General features: G+C 33.1%; 24 protein-coding genes. 7 read left to right on the top strand and 17 right to left on the bottom strand.

Annotation, left to right across the window (positions count from 1 at the left end; translation table 11 throughout):
• The first annotated feature begins 4 nt into the window (after nucleotides 1-4).
• From ABD940_RS12500 to ABD940_RS12480, 5 genes are all read left to right on the top strand, one after another.
• Nucleotides 5-1,378 (top strand): alpha-amylase family glycosyl hydrolase, encoded by a 1,374-nt coding sequence (locus ABD940_RS12500; protein WP_345204297.1) that lies wholly within the window; start codon nucleotides 5-7, stop codon nucleotides 1,376-1,378.
• An 83-nt stretch (nucleotides 1,379-1,461) separates the two neighbouring features.
• Nucleotides 1,462-3,174 (top strand): single-stranded-DNA-specific exonuclease RecJ, encoded by a 1,713-nt coding sequence (gene recJ, locus ABD940_RS12495; RefSeq protein ID WP_345204294.1) that lies wholly within the window; start codon nucleotides 1,462-1,464, stop codon nucleotides 3,172-3,174.
• Nucleotides 3,175-3,183: 9 nt separating this feature from the next.
• Nucleotides 3,184-3,768 carry a nicotinate (nicotinamide) nucleotide adenylyltransferase gene (gene nadD / locus ABD940_RS12490; protein ID WP_345204291.1) on the top strand — a complete coding sequence of 195 codons (585 nt, stop codon included), beginning with the start codon at nucleotides 3,184-3,186 and terminating at the stop codon, nucleotides 3,766-3,768.
• 5 nt (nucleotides 3,769-3,773) lie between these two features.
• Entirely contained in the window at nucleotides 3,774-4,565 is a 792-nt protein-coding gene (locus ABD940_RS12485; RefSeq protein ID WP_345204289.1) for a hypothetical protein, read from the top strand.
• A gap of 5 nt (nucleotides 4,566-4,570) precedes the next feature.
• Entirely contained in the window at nucleotides 4,571-4,909 is a 339-nt protein-coding gene (locus ABD940_RS12480; protein ID WP_345204287.1) for a DUF3817 domain-containing protein, read from the top strand.
• Nucleotides 4,910-4,957: 48 nt separating this feature from the next.
• Here ABD940_RS12480 and ABD940_RS12475 read toward each other — a convergent pair whose 3' ends face one another.
• Nucleotides 4,958-6,745, bottom strand: a complete 1,788-nt coding sequence (locus tag ABD940_RS12475) for a carboxypeptidase-like regulatory domain-containing protein (protein ID WP_345204285.1) — start codon at nucleotides 6,743-6,745, stop codon at nucleotides 4,958-4,960.
• Between the two features lie 327 nt (nucleotides 6,746-7,072).
• On the opposite strand from ABD940_RS12475, the gene ABD940_RS12470 reads away from it, so the two are divergent.
• Entirely contained in the window at nucleotides 7,073-9,349 is a 2,277-nt protein-coding gene (locus ABD940_RS12470; protein ID WP_345204283.1) for a TonB-dependent receptor domain-containing protein, read from the top strand.
• A gap of 101 nt (nucleotides 9,350-9,450) precedes the next feature.
• The gene (locus ABD940_RS12465; protein ID WP_345204280.1) at nucleotides 9,451-10,302 is read left to right on the top strand and encodes an alpha/beta fold hydrolase; all 852 of its coding nucleotides are present in this window, start codon (nucleotides 9,451-9,453) and stop codon (nucleotides 10,300-10,302) included.
• A 36-nt stretch (nucleotides 10,303-10,338) separates the two neighbouring features.
• Here ABD940_RS12465 and ABD940_RS12460 read toward each other — a convergent pair whose 3' ends face one another.
• From ABD940_RS12460 to eno, 16 genes are all read right to left on the bottom strand, one after another.
• On the bottom strand, nucleotides 10,339-12,096 hold the full coding sequence (locus tag ABD940_RS12460; protein WP_345204277.1) for a discoidin domain-containing protein: 1,758 nt from the start codon (nucleotides 12,094-12,096) through the stop codon (nucleotides 10,339-10,341).
• A 28-nt stretch (nucleotides 12,097-12,124) separates the two neighbouring features.
• Nucleotides 12,125-13,150, bottom strand: coding sequence for a hypothetical protein (locus ABD940_RS12455; protein ID WP_345204273.1), 1,026 nt, complete (start codon nucleotides 13,148-13,150; stop codon nucleotides 12,125-12,127).
• The gene (locus ABD940_RS12450; RefSeq protein WP_345204270.1) at nucleotides 13,147-14,733 is read right to left on the bottom strand and encodes an NAD(P)-binding protein; all 1,587 of its coding nucleotides are present in this window, start codon (nucleotides 14,731-14,733) and stop codon (nucleotides 13,147-13,149) included. Before ABD940_RS12450 ends, ABD940_RS12455 begins: the two co-directional genes overlap by 4 nt.
• A gap of 10 nt (nucleotides 14,734-14,743) precedes the next feature.
• Nucleotides 14,744-15,043, bottom strand: a complete 300-nt coding sequence (locus ABD940_RS12445; RefSeq protein ID WP_345204267.1) for a type II toxin-antitoxin system RelE/ParE family toxin — start codon at nucleotides 15,041-15,043, stop codon at nucleotides 14,744-14,746.
• Entirely contained in the window at nucleotides 15,027-15,365 is a 339-nt protein-coding gene (locus ABD940_RS12440) for a hypothetical protein (protein WP_345204264.1), read from the bottom strand. Before ABD940_RS12440 ends, ABD940_RS12445 begins: the two co-directional genes overlap by 17 nt.
• Before the next feature lie 57 nt (nucleotides 15,366-15,422).
• Entirely contained in the window at nucleotides 15,423-16,937 is a 1,515-nt protein-coding gene (locus ABD940_RS12435) for a polyamine aminopropyltransferase (RefSeq protein ID WP_345204262.1), read from the bottom strand.
• Nucleotides 16,930-17,145: a DUF350 domain-containing protein gene (locus tag ABD940_RS12430; RefSeq protein ID WP_047401304.1), complete on the bottom strand. Its 216-nt coding sequence runs from the start codon at nucleotides 17,143-17,145 to the stop codon at nucleotides 16,930-16,932. The genes ABD940_RS12435 and ABD940_RS12430 overlap by 8 nt, the downstream gene beginning before the upstream one ends.
• 11 nt (nucleotides 17,146-17,156) lie before the next feature.
• On the bottom strand, nucleotides 17,157-17,351 hold the full coding sequence (locus tag ABD940_RS12425) for a hypothetical protein (RefSeq protein WP_259128355.1): 195 nt from the start codon (nucleotides 17,349-17,351) through the stop codon (nucleotides 17,157-17,159).
• A 1-nt stretch (nucleotide 17,352) separates the two neighbouring features.
• Nucleotides 17,353-18,822 (bottom strand): DUF4178 domain-containing protein, encoded by a 1,470-nt coding sequence (locus tag ABD940_RS12420; RefSeq protein ID WP_345204248.1) that lies wholly within the window; start codon nucleotides 18,820-18,822, stop codon nucleotides 17,353-17,355.
• Between the two features lie 2 nt (nucleotides 18,823-18,824).
• Nucleotides 18,825-19,184 (bottom strand): S-adenosylmethionine decarboxylase family protein, encoded by a 360-nt coding sequence (locus ABD940_RS12415; RefSeq protein WP_345204245.1) that lies wholly within the window; start codon nucleotides 19,182-19,184, stop codon nucleotides 18,825-18,827.
• 24 nt (nucleotides 19,185-19,208) lie between these two features.
• Nucleotides 19,209-20,132, bottom strand: coding sequence for a citrulline utilization hydrolase CtlX (gene ctlX / locus ABD940_RS12410; RefSeq protein ID WP_345204243.1), 924 nt, complete (start codon nucleotides 20,130-20,132; stop codon nucleotides 19,209-19,211).
• 19 nt (nucleotides 20,133-20,151) lie between these two features.
• Entirely contained in the window at nucleotides 20,152-21,519 is a 1,368-nt protein-coding gene (locus ABD940_RS12405; RefSeq protein WP_345204241.1) for a hypothetical protein, read from the bottom strand.
• Nucleotides 21,520-21,527: 8 nt separating this feature from the next.
• Nucleotides 21,528-22,196, bottom strand: a complete 669-nt coding sequence (locus ABD940_RS12400; RefSeq protein ID WP_345204238.1) for a CPBP family intramembrane glutamic endopeptidase — start codon at nucleotides 22,194-22,196, stop codon at nucleotides 21,528-21,530.
• 16 nt (nucleotides 22,197-22,212) lie between these two features.
• A complete protein-coding gene (locus tag ABD940_RS12395) occupies nucleotides 22,213-23,127 on the bottom strand; it encodes a dimethylarginine dimethylaminohydrolase family protein (protein WP_345204235.1) in 915 nt (304 codons plus the stop codon).
• Between the two features lie 327 nt (nucleotides 23,128-23,454).
• Nucleotides 23,455-24,741: a citrate synthase gene (locus ABD940_RS12390; protein ID WP_345204233.1), complete on the bottom strand. Its 1,287-nt coding sequence runs from the start codon at nucleotides 24,739-24,741 to the stop codon at nucleotides 23,455-23,457.
• Between the two features lie 90 nt (nucleotides 24,742-24,831).
• Nucleotides 24,832-26,124, bottom strand: a complete 1,293-nt coding sequence (eno, locus tag ABD940_RS12385; RefSeq protein ID WP_345204230.1) for a phosphopyruvate hydratase — start codon at nucleotides 26,122-26,124, stop codon at nucleotides 24,832-24,834.
• Nucleotides 26,125-26,154: the final 30 nt, after the last annotated feature.

The following is a 26,154-nucleotide window of genomic DNA, read 5'->3' as shown; positions in this document are numbered from 1 at the left end:
GCCCATGAAAAAAATATTTTATCTCTTTATATTATTATCTTTTGTCAACGGTTATTCACAGACAAAAGATCCTAGATACCAACCAAAACCTTATGTAGAAATCAAGCATCCGGAATGGACTAAAAATGCTACAATTTACGAAGCAAACATCAGACAATACACCAAAGAAGGGACTTTCAAAGCTTTTGAAAAACATTTGCCGAGATTAAAGAAAATGGGCGTTGATATCATTTGGTTGATGCCGATTCATCCCATTGGTGAGCTTAACAGAAAAGGGAAGTTGGGAAGTTATTATTCAGTAAAAGATTTCAAAGGAGTAAATCCTGATTTTGGAACCATGCAGGATCTTAAAAATCTCGTAGACAAAATCCATTCTATGGGAATGTATGTGATTATCGATTGGGTCGGAAACCACTCTGCGTGGGACAATCCTTTAGCAAAGGAGCATCCTGATTGGTATACAAAAACAAAAGACGGAAAATTTCAGCCGACACCTTGGTACGATTGGGATGATGTAATCGATTTTGATTATAATAATCCTGATTTCAGAAAATACATGACCGATGCTTTGAAATTTTGGGTTAAAGAAGCGAATATTGATGGCTACAGATGCGATGTTGCAGGTTTTATTCCTGTAGATTTCTGGGAAAATGCAAGAGCAGAACTTGATCAGATAAAACCCGTTTTTATGTTAGCAGAATGGGAATCCAGAGATCTTTACAAAAAATCTTTTGACATGACTTATGCTTGGACTCTTTGGGACAAAATGAAACTCGCAACCATTGAAGGAAAGGGAGCTCCCGCACTTTTCGAATATATGGCACATGATGTTAACAGTTTCCCATACGATTCTTACAGAATGACTTTTACAGATAATCATGACAAAAATTCATGGGAAGGAAATCAATATTCTAATTTTGGAGAGGGCTTGGAAGCTGCGATGGTTTTTTGCAGTACCGTCAACGGAATGCCATTGGTTTACAGCGGACAGGAAGCCGGACTCAACAGAAGTTTGGCTTTTTTTGAAAAAGATCCGATTGATTGGAAAGATCATAAATTCTACAAAATGTATGAAACTTTGTTTAATCTTAAACATAAAAATCAAGCATTATGGAACGGAAAATGGGGCGGAGAAATGCTGAGAGTACACAATGACAATATGAATAATGTACTGTCATTTTACAGAGAAAAAAACAATGATGCTGTTTTACCGGTTATTAATTTTTCAAATAAAGAATCTACTGTAAATCTTGATACCAAATATTTTAAAGGAAAATACACAGAACTTTTTTCAGGGAAATCTTTTAACATTGAGGGTGAAAAGACCAATTTTAAAATGAAACCTTGGGAATATCTTGTATTGGTAAAATCAAATTAAAAAGTTCCATAAAATAACACAACCAAAACTGATTAACATTCTTATCACTATTTTTTAAAATATATTTTCCCTATTTTTGTGAAATGAGTCAAAAATGGATTTACAAGCCCGAACCCGATGAGGAAATTGTGGACGGATTAAGTTCGTCACTTGGTTTTGGAACTTTCGAATCTAAACTCCTCGTTCTTAGAGGAATTGACAATTATCAAAAGGCAAGAGAATTTTTCAAACCAAACCTTACAGATATTCATAATCCATTTTTAATGGCAGATATGCAAAAAGCCGTGGAGCGTATTGCAACTGCGATTGAAAACGGAGAAAAAGTAATGATATATGGAGATTACGATGTAGATGGAACTACAGCCGTTGCATTGATGTATCTTTATCTCCGCAAAATTGTTCATAAAAAATATCTGGATTTCTACATTCCCGACAGAAATTCTGAAGGGTACGGAATTTCAACTGAAGGAATTGATTTCGCGAAAGAAAATGGCTTTTCATTGATCATTGCTTTGGACTGCGGAATTAAATCTTTGGATATGATCAGTTATGCCCAAAGTTTAGATATTGATTTTATCATTTGCGATCACCATTTACCCGGCGACGAAATTCCGAATGCCGTTGCAGTTCTTGACCCTAAAAGAAGTGACTGCCGTTATCCTTTCAAAGAACTTTCAGGATGCGGAGTTGGTTTCAAACTTTGTCAGGGCTTAAATACAATCTATAAACTTCCCGAAGCAGAACTCTTTGAGTTAACGGATTTGCTTGCAATTTCCATCGCTGCAGATATCGTTTCAATGACAGGTGAAAACCGTGTTCTGGCTAAAATGGGACTGAAAATATTGAGAAAAACCAGAAATTTAGGCTTAAGATTATTAATTCCTGATGACAAGCTTTCTCATTTTGAAATTTCGAATATTGTGTTTGAAATTGCTCCTAAAATTAATGCTGCCGGAAGAATTTCGCACGGAAAAGCAGCTGTTGAATTAATGGTTTCCGATAATTTGAAGCACGCTCATCAAATTGTGAGTGACATCATGAATCTCAACGATGAAAGACGCGAATTGGATATGAATTCTACCCTTTCAGCTTTAAACCAAATTATTGAATCTCAACAGGAAACAAAGTACTCGACAATTGTTTATCATCCGGAATGGAACAAAGGAGTGATAGGAATTGTTGCTTCAAGATTAATTGAAACTTATTATAAACCTACCTTGGTTTTCACTGACGGAAATAATGGTGAAATGGTTGCTTCCGCAAGATCTGTTTCAGATTTTGATGTTCATGAAGCTTTGGATATGTGTTCGGAATATTTCTTAAAATTCGGAGGACATCACGCTGCGGCAGGACTTTCAATGGAGAAAGATAAGTTTGAAGCTTTCAAAGAAAAATTTGAAAGAATTGTTTCCGAAAAAATCAAAGAACATCAGAAAGAGCCTTCTGTAACGATTGATTCTGAAATTAATATTGACGAAATTAATAGAGAGTTTATCAACTTCCACAGAAAATTAGCTCCTTTCGGACCTCACAATATGAAGCCGATTCTAACTTTAACGAATCAAAGGCTTTCAGGCTACATTAAAACGATGGGGAAAGATAATAATCACATTAAATTTTATATCAGACAGGAATCTACAGGAAGAAATATTGAATGTGTTGGTTTTAAACTAGGTCAGTTTGCCGATGATTTCAGAAATAAAAATTTCGATCTTGCCTTTACGCTGGAAGAAAATCACTGGAAAGGAAATGTGACGCATTATCTGAATATTAGAGATGTGAAATTTAGGGATTAGATTTTAGTAATGAAAAAAATAGGTTTATTTTTCGGCTCTTTTAATCCGATTCATATTGGTCATTTGATTTTGGCTAATTACATTCTGGAAAATTCTGACATGGATGAATTATGGTTTGTGGTAAGTCCTCAAAATCCTTTTAAAGAAAAAAAATCTTTACTGAAAGACCACAACAGGTTGGATATGGTTCAGCTTGCGGTGAAAAACTATCCTAAAATGCGGGCTTCTAATGTAGAATTTTCCCTTCCGCAGCCAAGTTATACGATTGATACTTTGACTTATCTTCATGAAAAATATCCTGACTATTCTTTTAGTTTAATCATGGGAGAAGATAATCTCGATGGCTTACATAAATGGAAAAACTCTAAAACTTTAATTAAAAATCATCACATTATTGTTTATCCAAGAATGTTTGAAGGCGAGAAAAAAGATTCGGAATATCTTCAACATGAAAATATTTCTTTAATCAAAGCTCCTACTATAGAACTTTCTGCAACGGAAATCCGAAACATGATCAAAAACGGAAAAAACGTAAGACCAATGCTTCCACCTGAGGTTTTTGATTATTTGGATGGTAGTAGTTTTTATAAGTAGTTGAGATGAGATTTTATTTATTTTTTCTTTTTTTCTGTGCGCAAATTTTTGCTTTTGGGCAAAATACTTCTAAGGAGGATTCTATAAAAATCAAAAGAGAAGTTGAAATAAAACAAAGAGTACAAGAAATTCTTAAATATCGAAAAGAACAATGTTCGAAAGATTCTTTAAAAGCTGTTGAGGAAGCTAAAACAGTAAACAAATATTTTATAAATATTGTATCTCCAAATGGATCAGATTTTCCTGCAAAAAAAGGATTAGAATCCTATTTAAAAAACATTGGTATTATTTGGGGCGGAACATGGATGGGTAATTGTTTTGGGACATATTCTTACAACGCATGTTATTATCAATATATGAATCAATTAACCGAAGAAAAATTTGGTAAAGAACTTATTGATGGGCTTGTAAAAAAATCCCTTTTAGATTACATAGATAAAGAACCTTCTGCCATTTTTAAATATAATGACAACTTCGATCTACTTTATGATGAAAATGACTTTTCAGGTGATAAATTAATCAACAATTATTTTTTCAAAGACTTTACTTATCCCAAAGGTTATGAAGCATCAAAAGAAAAAAATCAATCCTTTACTGAAGTAGAATTGGATTTTAATGATGATACACAAAAATTATCCGTAGAAAATTTCAAGCATCATATTGATAACAATCATAATAAACAGTTCATTCCTTACTTCGAAAAAAAGATTCGAAATTTTATTAAATCCCGTAACTTTGTCAATATAGAACATTCAAGATATGAGGTAAAAACATACTTCAAAATTTATTATAAATAACTGAAATGAATTTCATCGAAAAATTTTTCTCAAAATATTCTCAGGAAAAAGTCATCAAATGGTTTAAGCAAATTTGTTTGGCTGAAGCTATTTCGTGGTTTTTCCTATTTACTGCTATGACGTGGATACGTACTAATCCAAATGATGTTTTGCCAATCATCTACATTAGTACTATTGGAAGTATTCATGGACTGTTTTTTACACTTTATCTTTTATTTCTGCCTTCAATAAGAAAGATATATGCATGGGATGATGAAGACAGTGTTTTTTCTTTAATTTCAGCATTCTTTCCTTTCGCTACAATTTGGATAGATAAAAAACTTGCCCGTTTCGATAGAGAATAACAATACGACATAAAAAAAGGACCTTTTCGGTCCTTTTTCTTTTTTAATTTACATATCTCGTTTTACGTGTCCTGTTGCCGTGAACGTATGACTTCCCGATGTATCACTGTATGTTCCATTGACTGTAAAATCAATAAAATCCCCAATTGCTCCGAAACTTGTAATCTGAACCACTACATTTCCATTTGATGGAGTAAAATATCCTCCTGAAAATTCGTATGTATAATCCGTTGTAAATGTTCCTGGAACTCCAAGCATATTATTTTGGGTCATATAGAAAGAATTTCCAGCTATTGGAGACGGAGAACTTATTCTCAATTGTTTCGCCGGCATATTCGGAGAAGTTGATGTAAGACCAAACCATTGAGCGTTTATAGATGATCCCGTTACATATTTCACAGGTTGGCTATCTACTTTATAGCTTATAAACTCAATGATAGAATTACAAACCGTAATATTGCCCAAATTCGTATTATTAGATGCTGCTGTAAAAGTAACTTCGTTAGTTGACTGAAAGTTCGCAATATCAAATCCTTCATAAATAAATTGCGGATTTGCTGTACATGAATAGGTATTAAAAATAAAACTTCCATTACTTCCCACCGGAACCGATATATATTGGAAATAATTTGAAGTGATCACAGGTTTCAATATTACATAACCATCAGTAACATCAGTATTGGCACAAGTTTTCAGATTTCCCTGGATAATATAATTGGTAGAAGCAGGTGGAGTAAGCGTAATATCTGCTATAGTTGTTGTAACTCCAGCCGGAAATGGTCCTACATTCGATGTATAAATTACATTATTACAAACGTCATAGATCTTCAATGTAAGAACTTCACCTGCCGGAACAATTCCAGAAGCCATACCTGCATTATCAGTCATAGCGGTAGTCTCGTAAGTCTGTGAGCTTCTTTTTAAATTTATTTTAATATTAGGCAAAACTTGTCCCGCAGCATTTTTTACCGTTACCTTCATGGTTGCCTGTTCAAACTGTGCATCACAATTCCACCAAGAGAAATGGCTTACTGTTCCTACATAAGTGTTTCCAACTTTCGTTGCAGAGCCTTCTTCGTTCCACATTCCTGTATCTTCGTTATAAGACCATAATGGAATCGTATTTGGCGAAGTTGAAGTTTGTGCAGCGTCAATCGGAACTGTCATTTCCGCAGTATGTCCGTTTGCAATCTGAAGATTTTGTCCTGAACTTCCCGTTAGTTGGACATGTACCATCCCGAAAGTTTCCATTACTCTCGCATTTCCTCCTGAATTTGTAGCCAAGAAAGATCCGGGCATTAATTCATTTAAATAAGAATTTGATGAAGATAAATTAAACAAAGCTACATTTACACTTCCTGAATAAGCATTTCCACTTGCATCTTTAAAACTTCCGTCGAACTTCACTTTTGTTCCGTTTGGTAAAGAAACTGTAGAAGTTGAACCCGCAGAAATCGTAGAAGTTGTGGTTGCAGGGATCATCATAATGTTCACTCTATTCATTCCATTAGTAGGAACCAAAACTCGTGAAGCATTTACATAACCGGATTTCGTCACTTTTATATGTGCAAAATTCTCTTTTACCGAAGCATTCTGAAACGTAAAAAAACCTTTAAGATTAGTTGTAACTGTACTCGTTCCTATTGTAACTGTTGCTCCGGAAACAGGGGTTCCGTTTGTGTCAAGAACCACACCCTGGAAGTTCTTTTGTGCAGTATTCCCAAAATTATAATTGGATTGGGGATTCGACGTGTTGTCATCTATTTCTAAGAAAGATTCATCTTTACACGAAAATATTAATGATAACAACAAAAATAAGAGGTAAATTTTTTTCATAAGCTATTAATTTTTAGTTTCTACTAAATTAATCATAAAATCGCATCCCTAATTATATTTTATGATTTTTCATTAAATATTTCTAAAACCTTACCAAATTTCAAGTTGAGATGTAACAGATTTTCATTCTAAATTGTCTAATTAAATAAGAAAGTCAGTGAAATTAAAAATCTAACTTAAAATTTTAATAACTGAAAATCAAATAGTTAAATTTAAATTAAAAATATTTTAAGTACTTTGTATTGCATGATACTATATTTATTATATATCTTTGCAATGTTAAATAATAACAAATACAAGCTATTAAACTCTCTAAAAGATAAAATCATGAAAACGCCAATTCTTATCGCAGCTATATTTTTCAGCGGATTAACCTTCGCACAGGAAAAAAAACAAGATTCTACAAAAACAAAAAGTATCGAAGGAGTAACTTTAACGAAACAGGTCTTCAAAAAACAAAGCGACCGTTTTGTGTATGATGTTGCCTCATCTCCTGTTGCAAAAGGAAATACGACTTTCGATCTTTTGAAACAAACTCCGCTTTTATCGACAACTGATGATAAAACGCTAAAGATCGCAGGAAAAAACAACGCTCTAATCTTCATAAACGGCAGAAAAACCAATATGGATGCGGAATCTCTGACTCAATTCCTAAAAAATACTCCCGCAGAAAATATTCAGAAAATTGAAGTAATTACTGTTCCGGGAAGTGAATATCAGGTAGAATCTTCTGATGGAATCATCAACATCGTCTTAAAGAAAAAAATGAGCGACGGAACAAGCGGAAACATGAGAATGTCGAATACTCAAAATAAATTCAATGCGAGCAATGCAAGTTTCTCTGTGAATTACAGAAAGAATAAATTGGGTATCAATGCTAATTTAAGTGGCGGAGAAAATATTAATCCACAATCTTATATTTTAAAAAACAGAACAGGAAACGTCCAAAACGAATCTGTAGGTGATATTGATGATCCAAACAAAAACATCGGTGGTTATTTAAATATTGATTATCAACTGAATGAAAAAAGCAATTTAGCCTTATCGTGGAATTCCTGGGCAAATAAAAGCTATAATTCTACTATTAATTTGTTAAACACAATAACAAGATATGATAATAATAACAATCTAATTTCTACAGATTATACAAGAACGAAAAATAAAGAAGATGCAAGAAACTACAACAATTCCGTTAACTTAAACTACGAATTAAAGCTTGATTCTCTGGGAAGTAAATTAAATTTAAATGCAGCTTATCTTAATTATAAAAGATTCCAGTATTCTGACAACAATACGATGATCTCTGATGTTGTAGGAAGTACTTCAGGTTTCTCAAGAAACGGACAAAAAATCGTTCAGGAAATTCCGCAGATCATCAACAATTTTTCGGGAACGGTAGATTATATTCAAAAATTTAAAAATGATTTCACTTTTTCAGCAGGGGGAAATTTTAATAAAACTAAAACCGACAACGATACCAAAAACTTTACATACGATTACATCTACAACAGCGCAGGAGAATTACAATTAGTAAATCTTACAACAGACCCAAATCACTTTATTTATGACGAAAATATTTATGGAGCTTATCTTACGCTAGAGAAAAAATTCTCTGATAAATTCTCAGGAAAAGTTGGAGCAAGATATGAAATTACCAATAGTTTGGGAACTTCCGACAATGCAAAACAGCCTGAATATCAAAGAATAGAAAGAAACTACAATAATCTTTTACCTTATTTAAGTTTCAACTATGCCATTAATGATAAGAATAACATCTCTTATTCATTCTCAAGCCGAATGAGAAGACCTAGCTTTTGGGAGCTTAATCCTGTAAAAAATATCATCACTCAGGATAATTATACTCAAAACAATCCGTTTGTAAAAGCATCCTCAACGTACAATCAGGAATTAACATATATGTATAAAAACTCTTATTTCTTGATTTTAAATCACTCTTACGAAAAAGACCAGATCACCCAGGTTCCTTTACAAAGAAGTTATATTGATCCGGAAACGAATCAAAAAAGAGTACAGCTTGCCTACATCAGAACCAATTTCGGTGACAAACAGGAAATGTCTGCAATGTTGGGAATCCAAAAATCTCTTTTTAAACAATATTTGACATTGAATTTCAATGCCGGAGTTCAGCACAATATCAATAACGGAACTTTAAATACAGATCCTACGACAGGACAGGTTTTTGACACTTACGTTAATGACAGAAAATCAACAAGTTTAGTCGTTACAAGTAACAATACCATCCGTCTTGACAAAAAGAAAACATGGTTCTTGGGTGTGAATTTCTTCTATGTAGATAAACAACAGATCGAACTTGGAGTCTTGAAAAACCTAATGAGCCTAGATCTAAGCATCAAGAAAAACTGGAACGACTGGACTTTCGCAGTGAATGTAAATGATGTTTTGAGAACCAACGTTGTGGAAATTGAAGATATGCAGTCTTCAGGAAATTACAATTATATCAAAAACGATATGTACAGAAGAAACATAACAGTGAGTCTTACCTATAATTTTGGAAACCAGAAAGTGAAAAAAGTAAGAGACATCGAAAGTGCTTCAGACGCTATTAAAAACAGAACAAGATAAAACAATCATTTCTTCATATAACTAATTATTTTGTGGTAAACTCGCTGAGAAATCGGTGAGTTTTTCTATTTTTAAACTAATATTAAGGTTAAAATTAATTGATGAAAAACTATTTAATAATTTTTGGAAGTTTAATAATGATAACATTTTCAGGTTGTCAGAAAAAAACAATCGAGCTTGGAAAAGATATTTCTTTCAAAATAAAAAAAGACATTTCTTACGGAAAAGATTATGACCAGAAAATGGACGTTTATATTCCCGAAAATCAAACCAAAGAAAAAAATGTTTTCATCATTATTCATGGCGGCGGTTGGCGTGGAGGGACAAGATCGGAACTGACGAGATTTACTTTTGATCTAATGAAAAAATTTCCAGAAAACATTTTCGTGAATCTAGATTATCGATTGGCTTCAACAACCCGTTTTGCACTTCCCAATCAGACAGATGATATCAAAAATGCCATGAATTATGTAGAAAAAAATTTAAAGATTAAACCAAAATATATTCTTCTCGGAAACAGCGCAGGCGGAAATTTATCAATGTTGTATGCTTATAAATTTGATCAGGATAAAAATTTAAAAGCAGTTATTAACATTGTAGGTCCTGCAGATTTGAATGATCCTGGTTTTAAAAATTATGATGAATATGCTTTCGTCGAAAAACATCTCATAGATCCGAAAATTGTTGATAATAAAGTTTCATTAATGGATTTTGGGAGTCCCGTTTATTGGATCAATAACAATTCAACTCCTACTCTTTCTTATTATGGAACGAAAGACAATGTTGTTCCTTTATCTCAAAAGAAAATTTTAGATTCTGTTTTAACTAAAAATAAAGTTTATCACGAATCTTATGATTTTGACGGAGGTCATCTCGATTGGGAAAAAGGCTCAAATTCAACTTTTTTAATTAATAAAATTGAGCTTTTTCTAAAAAGTTTAGACAAAAAATAAACGCTCTGAAATTTCAAAGCGTTTATCATTATATTTTTATTCCGATTTAAAAACTTCCGTTCTTTCCGAAACTCCATTCGCATTAAAAGCTTCAATCTGGAAATAGTAAGCATCCGTTCTGTCGGCTCCAGTGAAGAAATATTCATTCTTTCCATAAACCATGATGCTTCCGTATAGTTTTTCAGGAGATTTTCCCCAATAGATTACATATCCGTCTGCATCGGAATTTTGCTGCCATTTCATCCAGATACTTCTTCTTTCACCGTATTTTTTTGGATCAGCTCTTAAAGGAACAAAATTCTGAACTTTCGGAGGAACTGTTCCCGCTCCTTTTCCAAAAACTCTGAAACCGCTTAATGCAAATTTTCCTGTTGGCATTTTTAGATTTTCCATTTTCAGGAATCTTACTTTGGCAGGTTTTTCCAGTTCTACATAATCGTGAGGAACGTCTTTCGTATTTTTGCTTTTATCAACAATCACATCCCATTTTTTACCGTCATTCGATCCGTAAATTTTATACTGGTGCATTTTGCCTAAAGTTTTTCCCATAAACTCAACATCCTGATCAGCATAATTAATCTGAATGGCATTGATAGTAGAAACCTCTCCCAAATCCGTCTGAAACCACTCTCCTGAATTTCCGGTTTTAGCGCTCCAATACGTCTTAATATCTTCGTCCACTGCATAATTGGAATGATAACCTCCCAAAGTTGATGAAACCTGAACCGGTTTATCAAAATTCAGCAACATCCAACCCGCAAAGAGCCCTTTGGAAAAATCTTTTCCCTGCGCATATTGTGGAAGATACGTCGGATAATCTCCATACGCTGTGTTGCAGTACATCACATCATCTTTATCAAATCCTGCAGGCCAGATTCCCAGTCTTCTTTCAAAATTATTTTTAGTTGAAATAAAAATCGTTGAAACATGCCACCAATTCTTGTAGTTATCTTCGAAAGTTGCTCCGTGTCCTGCTCCTCTAGCAAAACCTCCCGGTTTATAGGAAAATGGATTGTGTTGTTGATACTCAAAACCTTCCAATGGTTTATTACTTACATAAACTCCGTCAGAATATCCGCTGAATTCCGTTGCCGGAGCTCCGTATTGCATATAATATTTTCCGTTGTGCTTTGTCATCCACGCTCCTTCAACGAAAGGCTGCAGGAAAACATTATCATTATATTCACCAAATCTTTCCCATCCGTGATCTTCAGGTTTTAATCTTAAAATTGGTTTTACAAAACCTTCTGACTGTAGGTTTTTTGTTTTTACTTCAGTTCCCAACAACGGCCATTCGTTGCTTGAACCCCAATATAAATATAATTTATTTTTGTCTTCATCATAATGAAAAGCAGGATCCCAAGCTCCGACTTTTAAAGTATCCGTTGCAATTTTCCAGTCGTCTTTTGTGGGATTTGTACTTTTCCAGATCGGGAAATCCTGTTCCCACGTTGACCCAAAAACATACAAAGTATCTTTCATCGCCCAAACTGCGGGAGCATTCAGATCATGAATATATTTTTTATCTCTAAGGAATTTTCTGTGTACAAATTTCCAATCTAGCATATCGTCACTATACCAATATCCTTCCTGATTGGTGGAAAAAAGGAATAGCTTATTTTTAAAATTAACAATCACCGGATCTGCTGTAGCACGGTGTTTTCCCTGTTTTGAAAAAACTTCGAAGGGAGTATATCCGTAATCAATATTGATAGGATTACAAAATGTCTTTTGCTGAGCTTTCAAGCTAAATATTCCCAACAAAATCATTAATGAAAGGAGGCACTTCTGCATTTTTATATGTTTTACTTACAAGGCAAAATTAATCAACTTTTTTCGGTTTTCTCCAAATAAAGCCATCCAATAAGTAATGAGTGAGTTGCGGAACCACCAACAAAGGAACTAAGAATTGGAACCAATTTAATGATATATTTAAATTCAATGAAAAATGTTCGTTCCAAACCAGAATTTCCCATAAAAATTCCTCAAAAAAAGCAAAACCAACGATCACGCTAATAAATAGAAATATTCCAAAAGTAGATTGAAAAACTGAAAATGTATTACGCTGAGTTGTTTCTTTCTGCTTAATTTCCCGAATATAAATCAAAGCAACGTAAGGAATTCCGTGTGAAATAACGTTGAGAAAAGTGAAAACCAAATCGTTATTAAAATAGACAATTCCGAAGTACCACGAAAGGTAAGTCCCTGTAATTAAAGCTATTTTAGGAATATTAAATCGTTTGGTTTTAAAAATTTCAAAAACAGTTTTAATGATCCAAATTGATAAAATTAAAACATATAAAATGGAGATAAAGTTTATGTAATTCGGTAAATTTTTAAGCCAGTTAAATTCATTTTCAACAAACCATGTGAAAGCTCTCGGTGTTTTAAACCAATACAACATCGGGAAAATAGTCGCAGAATAAACGGCAATTTCATCGATTCTTTTGCTCCAGTTATTTGGTTCGAAACGTGCATAAATTCGCATAAAACCATATTGCTGCCGTATAAAATGAAAAACCGCGACCAAAGCTAGAACCGACCAGAATGTTAAGCTTCCGAACTGATATAAAATCAATCCCAAAACCCAGCTCAACGCAGGAATTCCGTAATACAAAAGTTTTCTTTTCTGAACTTCTTCTTTAACGAAATAGGTTTTAAATAAAGTCGAATATACATGCGCTACATCCACAAAAACAATCAGGAAAAGCCATGCATAAAAAGAATAATGGTTTTCAAGCCCCTGAATTTGCTTCTGAAAAATAAAAATAATCAGCAAAATCAAAAAAGGCGGTGATAAAATAAACCAGCCGTCCGTTTTTGCGCTATGTATCCAAGGTTGTCTCATAACATCTTTTCTGCAGTTCTTAATCCCTGATAAAAAGCTTCTTCAAAGATCGAAATTCCCGACAAATCAGAGTGGGCGAAGAAAATTTTTCCATCAATTGACTGTTTTGCTTCCGGTTTCCCGAAAATCTGATGCGGAACAGGCGCAATCATCGCATGACCGATCTTATGAAACTGCATTTCAATGATAAAATCTTCGATCAAAGGATGTGCTTTTTTTAAATCATCCAACACTAAATTTTTAAGCTGATCTTGTTTTAAACTATATAATTTTTTTCTGGCTTTTTTACAGTCATCCGTTGAAAAACTCCTGTAATATGTAATGACTTTCTCGCCTAAAATCTGTTCTATATTTTGGTGCTGATCGTAAATATATCCTAATCCATCCGAACCGTAAATCACATTATCCCAAGCCAATTCTTCATCACCTCCAAATTCATTTTTCAGAATAATTGTTGTTAAAAGCCACGGAACGTAATTGAAATTTTCAGCCCTTTTATGATTGAAAATTCTTTCATTCACAAATTGCGGTGTTGCAAACAAAACTTTTTCAGCAATGATTTTTTTTGTCTTTTTTTGAATGTTATCAAAACTTAAAACCTCAATATTATCATTTATTTTAACATCAAAAACTAAATGATTAGGTAAAGATTTTTCTTTTGTATATGTTGAAAAATGCTTTGCTAATCTCGCATTTCCTTCCGGCCATGTAAAAACCTGTTCTTTGTATTTTTTGCTCCAGTTATTTTTTCTTCCGGCAAAATAATGAATTCCTGCCCACGCCGAAACATAGTCAATTCCCAATCCGTAATCGTCTCGACAGGAATAATCTAACAACCAAAACAGTTCTTCAGATTTAAAATTTTGTTGATGCAACCAATCTTTAAAAATCATCTTTTCCAATTGCAAAACCTCATCTTCTTTGCTTGAATCTTCTACCGGAATCGCGAAGAAATATTTTCCCTGATTATCTTTTTTATCACGGAAATGATCCATCATTTTAAAAAAATGATCCACTTCTTTTTGAGCTTCTATTGAAATTCCTTTTTGCGGAACAATATCATTTTGCCACGAATTTTTGAAGAATAAACGTTCCTGTTGTGGAAAAGTCATTTGATATTCATCTAAAATCGGATCTCCGTTTTTATCATCACCCTGATAAACTCCGCATTCTTTTAAAAATTCGATTATTTCTATATTTTCTTTATTAGGTAACGGTAAATAATGCGCTCCCAAAGGAAATTTGGAGAATTGATTTTGCCCGTTTGATGAATTTCCTCCCAAATGATTTTCCATTTCGAGTAACAGATAATCATTTTCATTGTTCTGACTGAAAAACCTACACGCTGAAAGTCCAGAAATTCCACCACCGACAATGAGATATTTTGTGCGGATTTCTTCCGTAGGTTTTGGGAAATCTTTAGCCCAAAGTTTATGACCAAGAATATGATTTGTTCCCGTGATTTTAAGCAATAATGATTTTCCTTTCTTACTGCAATATTGTAAAAAAGGAAGCATGAGACTGCCTAAAAGTATTGTTTTTAAGAAATCTTTTCGTGAAAATTGTGTGGTAGAATTTGGCAAGATTTAATTATTATTTTGAAATACTTTCGTAATTATCATCGGGATTCTGGAAGTTGTTGATAACTCTGTGAATTCTCAACATATCATCCTTATAATCATAAATGATATAATTATGTTTCGTTACCAAATATTTCATAAAACCTGTATCTCTATATTTTTCAAAATACACATTTTTCAAGAGTAAAAGTTGAATAGCTTGTTCATATTTATCCAAAAAGTTTTCCAAGACAAGAACTCCCCAATTATCGAAAAGATAATCCTGAAGATTCTCAAAATCTTTTCTGGAAAGACTACTATATTCTATTCTCATTCTTACGCTGTTCTAATCTTGCTCGAGCTTGCCTCATCACTTCTTCATGAGAAACTGTTCTTCCTATTCTGAAATCTTCTTCAGACCTTTTCAGCGACTCTAAGATCTCTTCATCAGTTTCATTTTTATAAACAGGCTCCATCACTTTAGCAATAGACAATAATTCTTCGGAAGTAAATCTTTTTTCTTTCATTTTCTTAAAAAACGTTGGCTTTTTGATCCCTGTTTTCTCAATGATATAAGCAATTTTGAAAGGCGACTCTTTCAGAATCCGATCAATATTATTTTGAATTTCAATATATTTTTCAATCTCTGCTATCATAATATTATATTTTAAGTATCATTTTATGACACAAATATAATAAATAATTGACATCTTTTATTGAACCTTTCCCCACTCTTCATCAAAATATCGTACTAAAATTTGATTATCCAATCGGTTGACTTCGATATCTTTCGTCTTCATATCTTTGGTAAAATATGATAATTGTGAAAAGTTGTAATCGTAAAATTTTAAATCTGGAATTTTTCTGTAAATCTTATTATTGATCGGTTCAAAAGAAGCCATTGAAAATCCCCACTCTCCAAAAGACGGGACATACGTGTGATACGCCGAAGTAAACGGAAAAATCTGATTAATTGTTTTCTCTATACACCAGAAAGATTTCGGAGCAAAGTATGGTGAAGTGGTCTGAACAACTATTTTTGTATCTAAAGTTGTCAGTTTTTCCAATTCTTTGTAAAACTGCAGGGAATATAATTTTCCCAAGCTGTAATTGGAAGGATCAGGAAAATCGATGATAATAACTCCGAACTTCTGTTTATTTTCTTTTACCCAAATATAAGCGTCTTTGTTGATAACTTTCAGTTTCGGATTCGATAAAGAACTTTGATTTAGCTGTCGCATCGTTTCATTAGTTTTGAAAAAATTAGTCATTTCTCCATCTAAATCAACCAAAGTGATATTTTTTACGTCTTTATATTTTAAGACTTCACGAACGGCAAAACCGTCACCGCCACCTAAAATTAAAATATTGTCGATATTTTTTGCCATCGACATTGCGGGATGAACCAATGCTTCGTGATAGCGGTATTCGTCAGTTGATGAAAACTGCAAGTTGTTATTTAAATATAACCTGAATTCGCGGCTATTTCTCGTTAAAACGATTCTCTGATAAGGCGAGCTTTTGGTGTAAACTACATTTTCACCGTATAATTTCTCTTCCGAAAACGATAAAATTTTATCCGAAAAAATAAAAAGCACCAATAGAAAAACGAATGCTCCGATTGATTTTATCCTTAATGAAATCGGTTTTGAAAGTTCTCTTTTAAGGTAAAAACATAAAAATATGGCAATCGAAATATTAATCAATCCAAAAAACAAAGGTGTTTTTACAATTCCCAACTGTGGAATTAAAACCAGCGGAAATAAAATAGAAGCTAATAATGCTCCAATATAATCGAAGGCGAAGACATTTGAAACTAAATCTTTAAATTGAACTCTGTCTTTCAAAATGTTCATCAATAAAGGAATCTCCACACCGACCAAACATCCTGTAAAAAAGACAAAAAGATATAAAACCGCCTCAAAGTGCGCCAAAGTATTAAACAAAATAAAAAGCACGACCGAACTGATTCCTCCGATTATTCCTACTAAAATTTCGATTTCTACGAACTTATCAATCAGATTTCCTTTAATAAATTTTGAAAAATAAGACCCAACTCCCATCGAAAACAGGTAAACGCCAATGATGAAAGAAAACTGTTTCACAGAATCTCCTAAAAGATAACTCGCCAAAGCTCCTGCAACCAATTCGTAGATTAGTCCGCAAGTTGCAATGACAAACACCGAAAACATTAATAACAGCTCAAGAGGAATCCTCTTCTTATCCATGAATTGCTGCGCTTATAATAATTGAAATTCCGATGATAAAAGCTCCGAAAATAATTGCTAAAGCTGTGTTTTTATTTTGAGCGATCTCATGCCATGTTTTTTCCGGCGTTATTTTCTCAATAACAACATAACATACCAACAAAATGGCAATTCCTAAAAAAGAATAAATCACCGAATTGATGATGGGTAAAAAGTTTATCTGATCCATAGTTTATATTTTTATTTGTGATAATATCTGTAATAGCCGACTCCAGAAGAATGATGTCTTCTTGTAGCTCCGTCGCGGTAGGTTTCTGTTTTTTCGCAATCGCAGAATTGGTTTCCGTTATAGGTAAGGTAAGTAAACCAACCTAGAAAAAAAATTCCGATGAGACACAACAGCCAGTTTTCTTTTATGTAATTGATAATTTTCATATTAAGATTGTGGATAAGGTGAGTTTGAACTGTTCAACCATTTACTCGATTCAAAAATTTTTCTTCCTAAATAACATGCTCCGACAAAAACGATTAATAAAATAATTACAATAGCAAAATTCCAGAAAGAAACAGGAAGCCATTCTGCTTTTATTTTTACTGTAGGATTGGTATCCGAATTTACTACATAATTGTATTCCGTAGGAACAGCATAAAAGAGAATAGAATCTATTTTCTGAACTTCTTTAGGTTCCTTTATCAGATTCATTCCCATTAATTCATTTTTAAAAATTATTTTATCCGAGTAAGTTGTAATTTGAGACGTTTTATTGTCCTTCATATAGAAATATCCTTTACCATCCTGAATAACGGAATAATTACCACTATCAATCTGATATCCCGATTTAAACGGATCAGAAATATTACTTTCCTTCTCCGCGGAAATTAAAAAATGGTATTTTCCCGGTGCGACGCCACAGAAGTTAAATTCTGAGCTTTTACTTCCCTCACTCCAGTTTTCTCCGTCTTCATAACCGTGATATTCTTCAATATCTTTCGAAGTGTAAGCAATTTCGTTTGTACTTTCATTCACCAGACTTAATCCTACATTTGCCCAGGAATTATCTACATTAGAAGAAACATCAACTTTCAAAGGTGCAGAACCGCCCGATAATTCGAAACTTTTGCTCACCATTTCTTTGTCTTTTACATCTGTAAAATTGATTTCCTGTTCAAAAACAGACTTATTCGTTCTGGATGTAACAACATACAATTGAACAAGGCAAATCAATAAGGCTGTAATAGCCATAATATTTATGGTCTGTCTAAAATTAAAATAAAATGGCTGTACAATCCCAACTCCTGAATAATTCGGTAGATTTTGAATATTGAAAGCCTTTTTTACTTTATATTTTGAAATATGTCTGCCAAAAAAATATTCATTTGATCCTTTCGACTGTTCCTGAGAAATCATTTGAGTGGCATTAACATATTCTCTGTAAGTTGCCAGTCCAAAATCTAATTTATTTTCGAAAAAACCTGCTGCTGCATGAATATAACATTCCGTAGTTTCATACCAACGGTAATTTTTCCCATGTAATTCTGCTGCTTTTCCGTTCAGTTTTTTCTTGACATCCATTCCATTGATTGAATGAAGGAAAACCCAGTGTCCGTCGCTTTCACTTAAAAAAGCATCTTCTCCTTTTTTATCTTTTAAATAATATTCTCTCCAAAAGATATTTGTTCCGTATTTCCTGATAATGATTCCTGTTACCGCATATTCTACATCATCAACAATTCCTTTTTGACCAATCTCAAGAACAACATTTTCAATAGGTTTCTTTACAACTTTTGTCGATGTATTTTTAGTAATATCAATAAGATTAGAACATGATCGGCAAATATATTCCGTGATCTGAAAATCTGCATCAATCTTATTCTCAGTCTTGCATAAGGGACAAGTGTAATGCATTTTTATCTGTAAATTTTGTGTTTCTGAATGGTTTTAGCTTTATAATACTCCACAACCTCATCGGCAATTTTTTCAACTTTTTCCGTATTGTCCTGCAAATAATTACACAGAAAAATATCAAAAGTAAGTTGCCCGAATTCCGGCCACGTGTGAATGCAAAGGTGAGATTCTTTAAGACAAACTGCCGAAGTAAAACTTTGATTTTCAAAAATGTGGTTTGTAATTCCTACAATTTCCACATCTTTTGTTTCCAGCATACTTTTCGTAAATGTCAAAAAACCGTCACTGTCTAATAACAAAGCTTCTGACTCCGTTTCCAAAGTCAGAAGAATATGTAAACCTTTACTGGTTGATGATTCCAATTAATTATATTTTGAGCAAATATATTATTTTTTTGGTAAGAAAACTTCAGCAAGCATACAACGTGCACTTCCTCCGCCGTTTACCTCGATTGTATTTAAATCTGAATAGATGATTTCACAGTATTTTTCAATCGCTGAAACCTGATTTTCGTTTAAAGATTTATAAGCTGTTTCGCTCATTACTAAAAACTTTTCGTCGTCTTTATTTTGAACCTGAAGCATATTTCCTGCAAATTGCTGCATTTGTTCTTCAGAAATTTCGATGATTTCTTTTCCTGAATTTTTAATGGCTTCTATAACTTTGCTTCTTTCCAGTTCATTATCGATACAATCCAGACAGATTACAACAAATTTATCTGCAACGCACATCATTACATTCGTGTGATAAATCGGAAGTCTTTCCGAACCTACCGTTTGGAACGAATGAAAAACCACAGGCGTAAAACCATATTTCTCACAGAATTTTCTGAATAAATTTTCATCCAATCTCAAAGAAACCGAACCGTAAGCGATTTTATTGTCATGATCGAAAATCATACTTCCTGTTCCTTCCAAAAAATGTCCCTGAATTTCAGCAAGTGACCAATCATCAATTTCAGCAACATCAAATCCTTGGTCTTTGATCGTTTCAATGATATCATCTCTTCTTTCTACTCTTCTGTTGGAGGCAAACATCGGATACAAAACCACTTTTCCATCATTGTGGAAGCTTATCCAGTTATTTGGGAAAATAGAATCCGGAGTGTGAGGATCTAATGTATCTTTAATGGTAATCACATTAATTCCTTTGCTTCTTAATTTTTCAACAAAAGCTTTAAATTCCGTCAAAGCTTTAAACTGAATATCAAAGCCTTTCTGCTCTACCTGAAAATAATTGTTTTTTGCTGTTTCTTCATTAAAACCGAATGCGATCGGCTCTATCATTAATACTGTATCTGTTGTCTGCATGTTCTTTATTTTTTTATAACTAATCTTTGATTAAAAATGTATAAATGGCAAAAGATAATAATTCTGGGTTCTGAACAAGATCTATTGTATATTTTTTACCCGAAATAGTTTCTGCCTCAACTTTTATTCCATCGAAATATTTTAAAACGTATCTGTCTTTTCTTCTGATGTTTCTTGATGTTGAACGAAGTTCATCTTTTACGTCCTTTGATGCCGAATAGTTTTTTGTAACCATTGCGTCATCTTTGAAATCTAAATAACTGTAAATTATTTCTTCCTCTTCATCAATAGCATATATATCAAAATTATCACTAAAATTATTTGCCAGTTTCGTAGTGAATAATATTGAAGAAGAATAGAATTGTGGATAATATGTTAACACAGATTTATTTCTAAACGGATAACCTGATCCACAACTAATAATATGTCTTGTTGTTTTTTTTCTAAAAACTAAAATACCATTTTTAAGTTTATATATTTTTTTATTGGGAAATTTTCTACTTACTAACTTTCCATTTCCATCATATTTTGTTTCTTCCCAAAGAATTATTTCATTGAAAGAATTTCTGTAATTAAAATAAACAATTTTCTCTTTTACATTCTCATTTTCATCGTAGAAAATTTCTTTAAAAGGCAAAGAAGCATATTCCAGTTTTTCACTGATCTTTTTTCCTGATTTTTTATTGATGGTAAGAACAGAATCTTTTTCAATTTTTATAATCTGATGATCGGGATAATTCTCGAAGTGAAATTTCGTTCGCTTATAATCTTTCTGCAAAGTTGAATCAACGGTATAATAACCATCAAACTTTTCTTTTTTAACTTCAGTATCATTGAAATACTTCTTTTCCCAAATTTTTCCGTTTCGATAGATTTCTTCATAACTTAAGTCAGGATTACTTTCATTGAAAATATATTGAGTCCTGAAAACTTCAGTAGAATCATTTTTTATCTTATCAAATCTATAGGTTTCCTTCGTTTCATAAGATTTACCCTGAAAAATGAATTTTGAAAATTTGTTATAATAAGAAAAGTCTTCATGATCAATAAACCTTGACAATGCATTGATCTGGCTTTCTTTATAATTTAATTCAAGTTTTTCCTGTCTATTATTTTTAATAGATCTTAAAGAAACCAACTGATCATTTGTATCAAAATCGAAATAATTTATATTTAAAGAATCTTTAGCAATAATTTGTCTTTTTTGCGAATCAACTTCAATTGATCTGATTACTTTACTGCCTTTTTTAAGCTGCAAACTTTTAATATTATTTGCTTGTAAACCTTTCAAATTCCCATATAAAACCTCACTCCAATTCAAACTCTGAGCTTCAACTTTAAAAACCGAGAGAAATAATAGAATATATATGTAATGAATTTTTTTCAAATCAGGAATTATAAAATAATATTGAATCCTGAATAAAAATCTGTTAATCCATAATAGCTCAAAGTAAGAAAAACCGTGTCAATCAAACCGTGAACAATAATATTGATCCAGATATTTTTGAATTTTAAATAAATAAAACCAAAAACCAATCCGAATAAAAATGTCATTACTAATCCTGAAATTCCCTGGTATAAATGCGGTAACGAAAACATGACAGCACTTAATAAAACCAACCAGATTTTCTTTTCACCAAACCATTTTGTAAGCTGTGAAAACGCAAAACCACGGAATAAAAGTTCTTCTCCAATCGCGGCACTTATCCACATATTGAAAAGCCATTTGAAATATTTCTGAGGATTCCCTTCAATAATTTTAAATGAAGAATAATCTGCCGGTTCATTAAAAATTTTACTGACCAAAGGCTGAAAAATAAAATCCATGGAAATTTCCAGAGCAAGGTAAGAAATCAATATTATTTTAATTTCTGACGATCCTATTTTCTTAAAATTAAGATTTTTCAGATTTCCATCCTGCAAGTAAGTAAATAAAAGAATTACCGCAATAATTACACAAAATGTATAAGGAAATTTTGTGAAAGTATTGTAAATCAATGAAAACGTAATCGCTAAAAGCAATAACGCAATCCATTTATTATTGAGTAAAACTTTTAAATTCACTATTATCAATATTTGGTTACTCTCTCACCAAAGGCATTGTTGAACAACGCAGCAATCCGCCCATTTTAGAAATTTCACGATAAGGGATTTCTTCAACCGTCATTCCCCACTCGTTTCTCAGGTGATCGTTCATTCTTGTGAAAGCTTTATCTGAAACTACAATTTCGGGAGAAATAGAGAAAATATTCGGACACATATCAAACATTTCTTCAGCAGTTACATGAAAACAGTTTTCTTCTCCGAAAATATCGATGATCAAACGGTAATCGCTTTCATCAACAAAACCGTCTTTGTAAATAATGCATTTATCTTTTCCAATCGGATTGAAAGTGCAGTCTAAATGTAAAATTCCTTCGTATGGAATCTTGTCGTTTTTCTTTAATTCAAGGTCGATAATTCTCTTTTTCGGAAAATATTCTTTAAGAATTTCGATGGCGTATTCGTTGGTTCTTGCCGTTTTATAACTTCTGTAATCTTCACTGAAACAAGTTCCGATAAACAAAAAGTCATTCCAGACAATGACGTCACCTCCTTCAATATGCGCAGTTTCCGGAAGATTAATGATTTTTCTCCAAGCCACTTTTTCGAAAACTTTTTTGTAGGCTTCCTGCTCATCGGCTCTGTCTGCGATAACATTGGAAATGATCATTTTATCGTCAATCACAAACGCTACATCTCTCGCAAAAACCTGATTGTAATCCTGAATAATATCAGGACGAAGAACTTCTACATCATATTTCTTTAAAACTGCTTCAAAAGCGTTCATTTCATTGATGATATCCGATTCTTTCGGATACATATTATGTTCGATTGAGTAATATGACTTTGCGTCATAACTTTCCTCAAGGGTTGGAACCGATCCCATTGAATTGGGTTGACCCAAAACTACAGATTTCAGCCTTCCCGTTTCGTTTTTTATATTTAGTCTCATAAAGATTTATGCAATGCTACAAATATAAGTAAAGGGCTCTATCTGGAAAACTTTTAAAATATTTTCCGTCTGAAATTAAATTTTAACTAAGAATTAATCCAAATACAGGTTTTTATTAATGTTAATTTCAAATACATAGTTTTTAATCTCGATTCTTGAAGATTTTCCAGATATTTATTTATTAAAACAATGCTATTATTAACTTAAAAATAAAAAATAACAAAATTGACACTCCCAAAAACACAGTATTGCTCTAAAAAAACGCAACTATTAAAAATAAAAAATCCCAAGCAAAAACTTGGGATTCTTATTTGTATCAATCGAATATTATCTGTTTAGAATATCGATATAATCTCTTTGTTGAGCTCCTTGGTAAACCTGTCTTGGTCTTCCGATCGGATCTCCTTTTAATCTCATTTCTTTCCATTGAGCGATCCATCCCGGAAGTCTTCCCAATGCAAACATTACTGTAAACATTTCTGTAGGAATTCCTAACGCTCTGTAGATGATTCCTGAATAGAAATCTACGTTTGGATATAGTTTTCTTTCGATGAAGTATTCGTCTTCAAGAGCTACTTTTTCTAACTGCATTGCAATATCAAGCGCTTTGTCTTCAATTCCTAAAGCAGCTAATAAATCGTCAGCAGCTTTTTTGATGATTTTTGCTCTTGGATCGAAGTTTTTGTACACTCTGTGTCCGAATCCCATCAAACGGAAACTGTCATTTTTATCTTTAGCTTTTGCTACCCATTTGTTAACATCTCCACCATCTTTTTCGATTAATTCAAGCATTTCGATAACAGCTTGGTTTGCACCACCGTGAAGTGGACCCCAAAGTGCAGAAATACCTGCAGAAACAGATGCAAAAAGACCTGTGTGAGCAGAACCTACCATTCTTACAGTAGATGTAGAACAGTTTTGCTCGTGATCTGCGTGAAGAATTAATAATTTATCTAAAGCTTCAGTTACCACAGGATTCATGTTGAAGTCTTCGTTTGGTAATCTGAAAGCCATTTTGTAGAAATTCTCTACATAGTTAAGATTGTTATCTCCGTGGTTTAATGGAAGACCTAAAGTTTTTCTGTAAGTCCAAGCAGCAAGGTGAGCAAATTTAGCAATAAGCAATTCTGCAGCAAGATCCATTTCTTCTTTAGAATTTACGTTAACAGCTTTTGGATTGAAAGCCGTTAAAGCAGAAGTTAAAGTAGATAAAACTCCCATTGGGTGAGCAGAACGAGGAAAAGCATCGATGATTTTTTTCATCTCCTCTGCTACGAAATTATATTTTTTAATGTTACCGTTAAAGGTATTGAATTGATCTTGATTTGGTAATTCACCATGTAGTAAAAGGTACATTACCTCTGTGAAATTAGACTTCTCAGCAATCTGCTCGATAGGATATCCTCTGTAGAATAATTCTCCTTTGTCTCCGTCTAAGTAAGTGATGTCGCTAAGTGTAGCTCCTGTGTTTTTGTAACCTAAATCTAAAGTGATTAAACCTGTCTGGTCTCTTAATTTTGAAATATCGATCCCTCTGTCTCCGATAGTACTATCCACGATTGGATATTCATATGAATTACCGTCGTAATTCAATATTACTTTGTTGTCTGACATTATTTAATTTATTTTTTTCTAAATATACTACTTATTACAAAATACGGCAAACTAAAAATTTCGCTTGCCGTTATTTATAAATTCGATTAATTATCTTTTGATTTTAAAAGCTTCCAATCCTGGAAAAATAGCAGTTTCGCCTAAAGCTTCTTCAATTCTCAACAATTGATTGTACTTCGCCATTCTGTCTGATCTTGAAGCAGAACCAGTTTTGATCTGTCCGCAGTTCATTGCTACTGCTAAATCTGCGATTGTAGAATCTTCAGTTTCTCCTGATCTGTGAGACATTACAGAAGTGAACTTGTTATGTTGAGCCATTTGTACAGCAGCCATCGTTTCAGAAAGAGAACCGATTTGGTTTACTTTTACAAGGATTGAATTTGCAATTCCTTCTTTTACCCCTCTTGATAATCTTTCAACATTCGTTACGAATAAATCGTCACCAACTAATTGTACTCTATCACCAATTTTATCTGTTAACATTTTCCAACCATCCCAGTCATTTTCCTGCATACCATCCTCGATAGAGATAATTGGATATTTGTTTGCCAATTCAGCTAAGTAAGAAACCTGCTCACTGCTTGTAAACTGAGCTGCATCCGGAGTCTGGAATTTTCTGTAATCATAAACTCCATCCTTATAGAATTCTGAAGCTGCACAATCTAATGCAATCATTACATCGTCACCCGGCTTATAACCAGCTTTTTCGATTGCCTGAAGCAAAGTATCCAAAGCGTCTTCAGTTCCTTTGAAAGTTGGCGCAAAACCACCTTCGTCCCCTACCGCAGTAGAAAGACCTCTTGAATGAAGAATCGCTTTAAGGTTGTGGAAAATTTCAGTCCCTTTTCTCAACGCGTGAGAGAAAGAATCTGCTTTTACCGGCATTACCATAAATTCCTGAAACGCGATCGGCGCATCTGAGTGAGAACCACCGTTGATAACGTTCATCATCGGAACTGGAAGTGTATTTGCATTAACACCACCAACATATTTGTATAAAGGTAATTTCAATTCGTTTGCAGCAGCTTTTGCAGCCGCCAAAGAAACTCCAAGGATTGCGTTTGCTCCTAAGCTTCCTTTGTTGTTTGTTCCGTCAAGATCAATCATAATCTGATCGATAAGATTCTGATCAAAAACAGGAAGACCTACCAATTCTGGAGCAATTACTTCTCTTACATTCTCAACAGCTTTAAGAACACCCTTCCCCATATATTCTGAACCACCATCACGCAATTCTACCGCTTCATGCTCTCCTGTAGACGCTCCTGAAGGTACTGCAGCACGACCCATCGCACCACCTTCCGTGAATACATCTACTTCAACTGTAGGATTTCCTCTTGAATCTAAAATTTGTCTCGCTTCTATGTAAGAAATGTAACTCATTGTTCGTTTTTTTATAGTTTAGACAAATTT

Source organism: Chryseobacterium ginsengisoli (assembly GCF_039542325.1).
GTDB lineage: Bacteria > Bacteroidota > Bacteroidia > Flavobacteriales > Weeksellaceae > Chryseobacterium > Chryseobacterium ginsengisoli.
The sequence above is the reverse complement of the archived record's forward strand: the minus strand, read 5'-3'. Positions and strand labels throughout refer to the sequence as shown.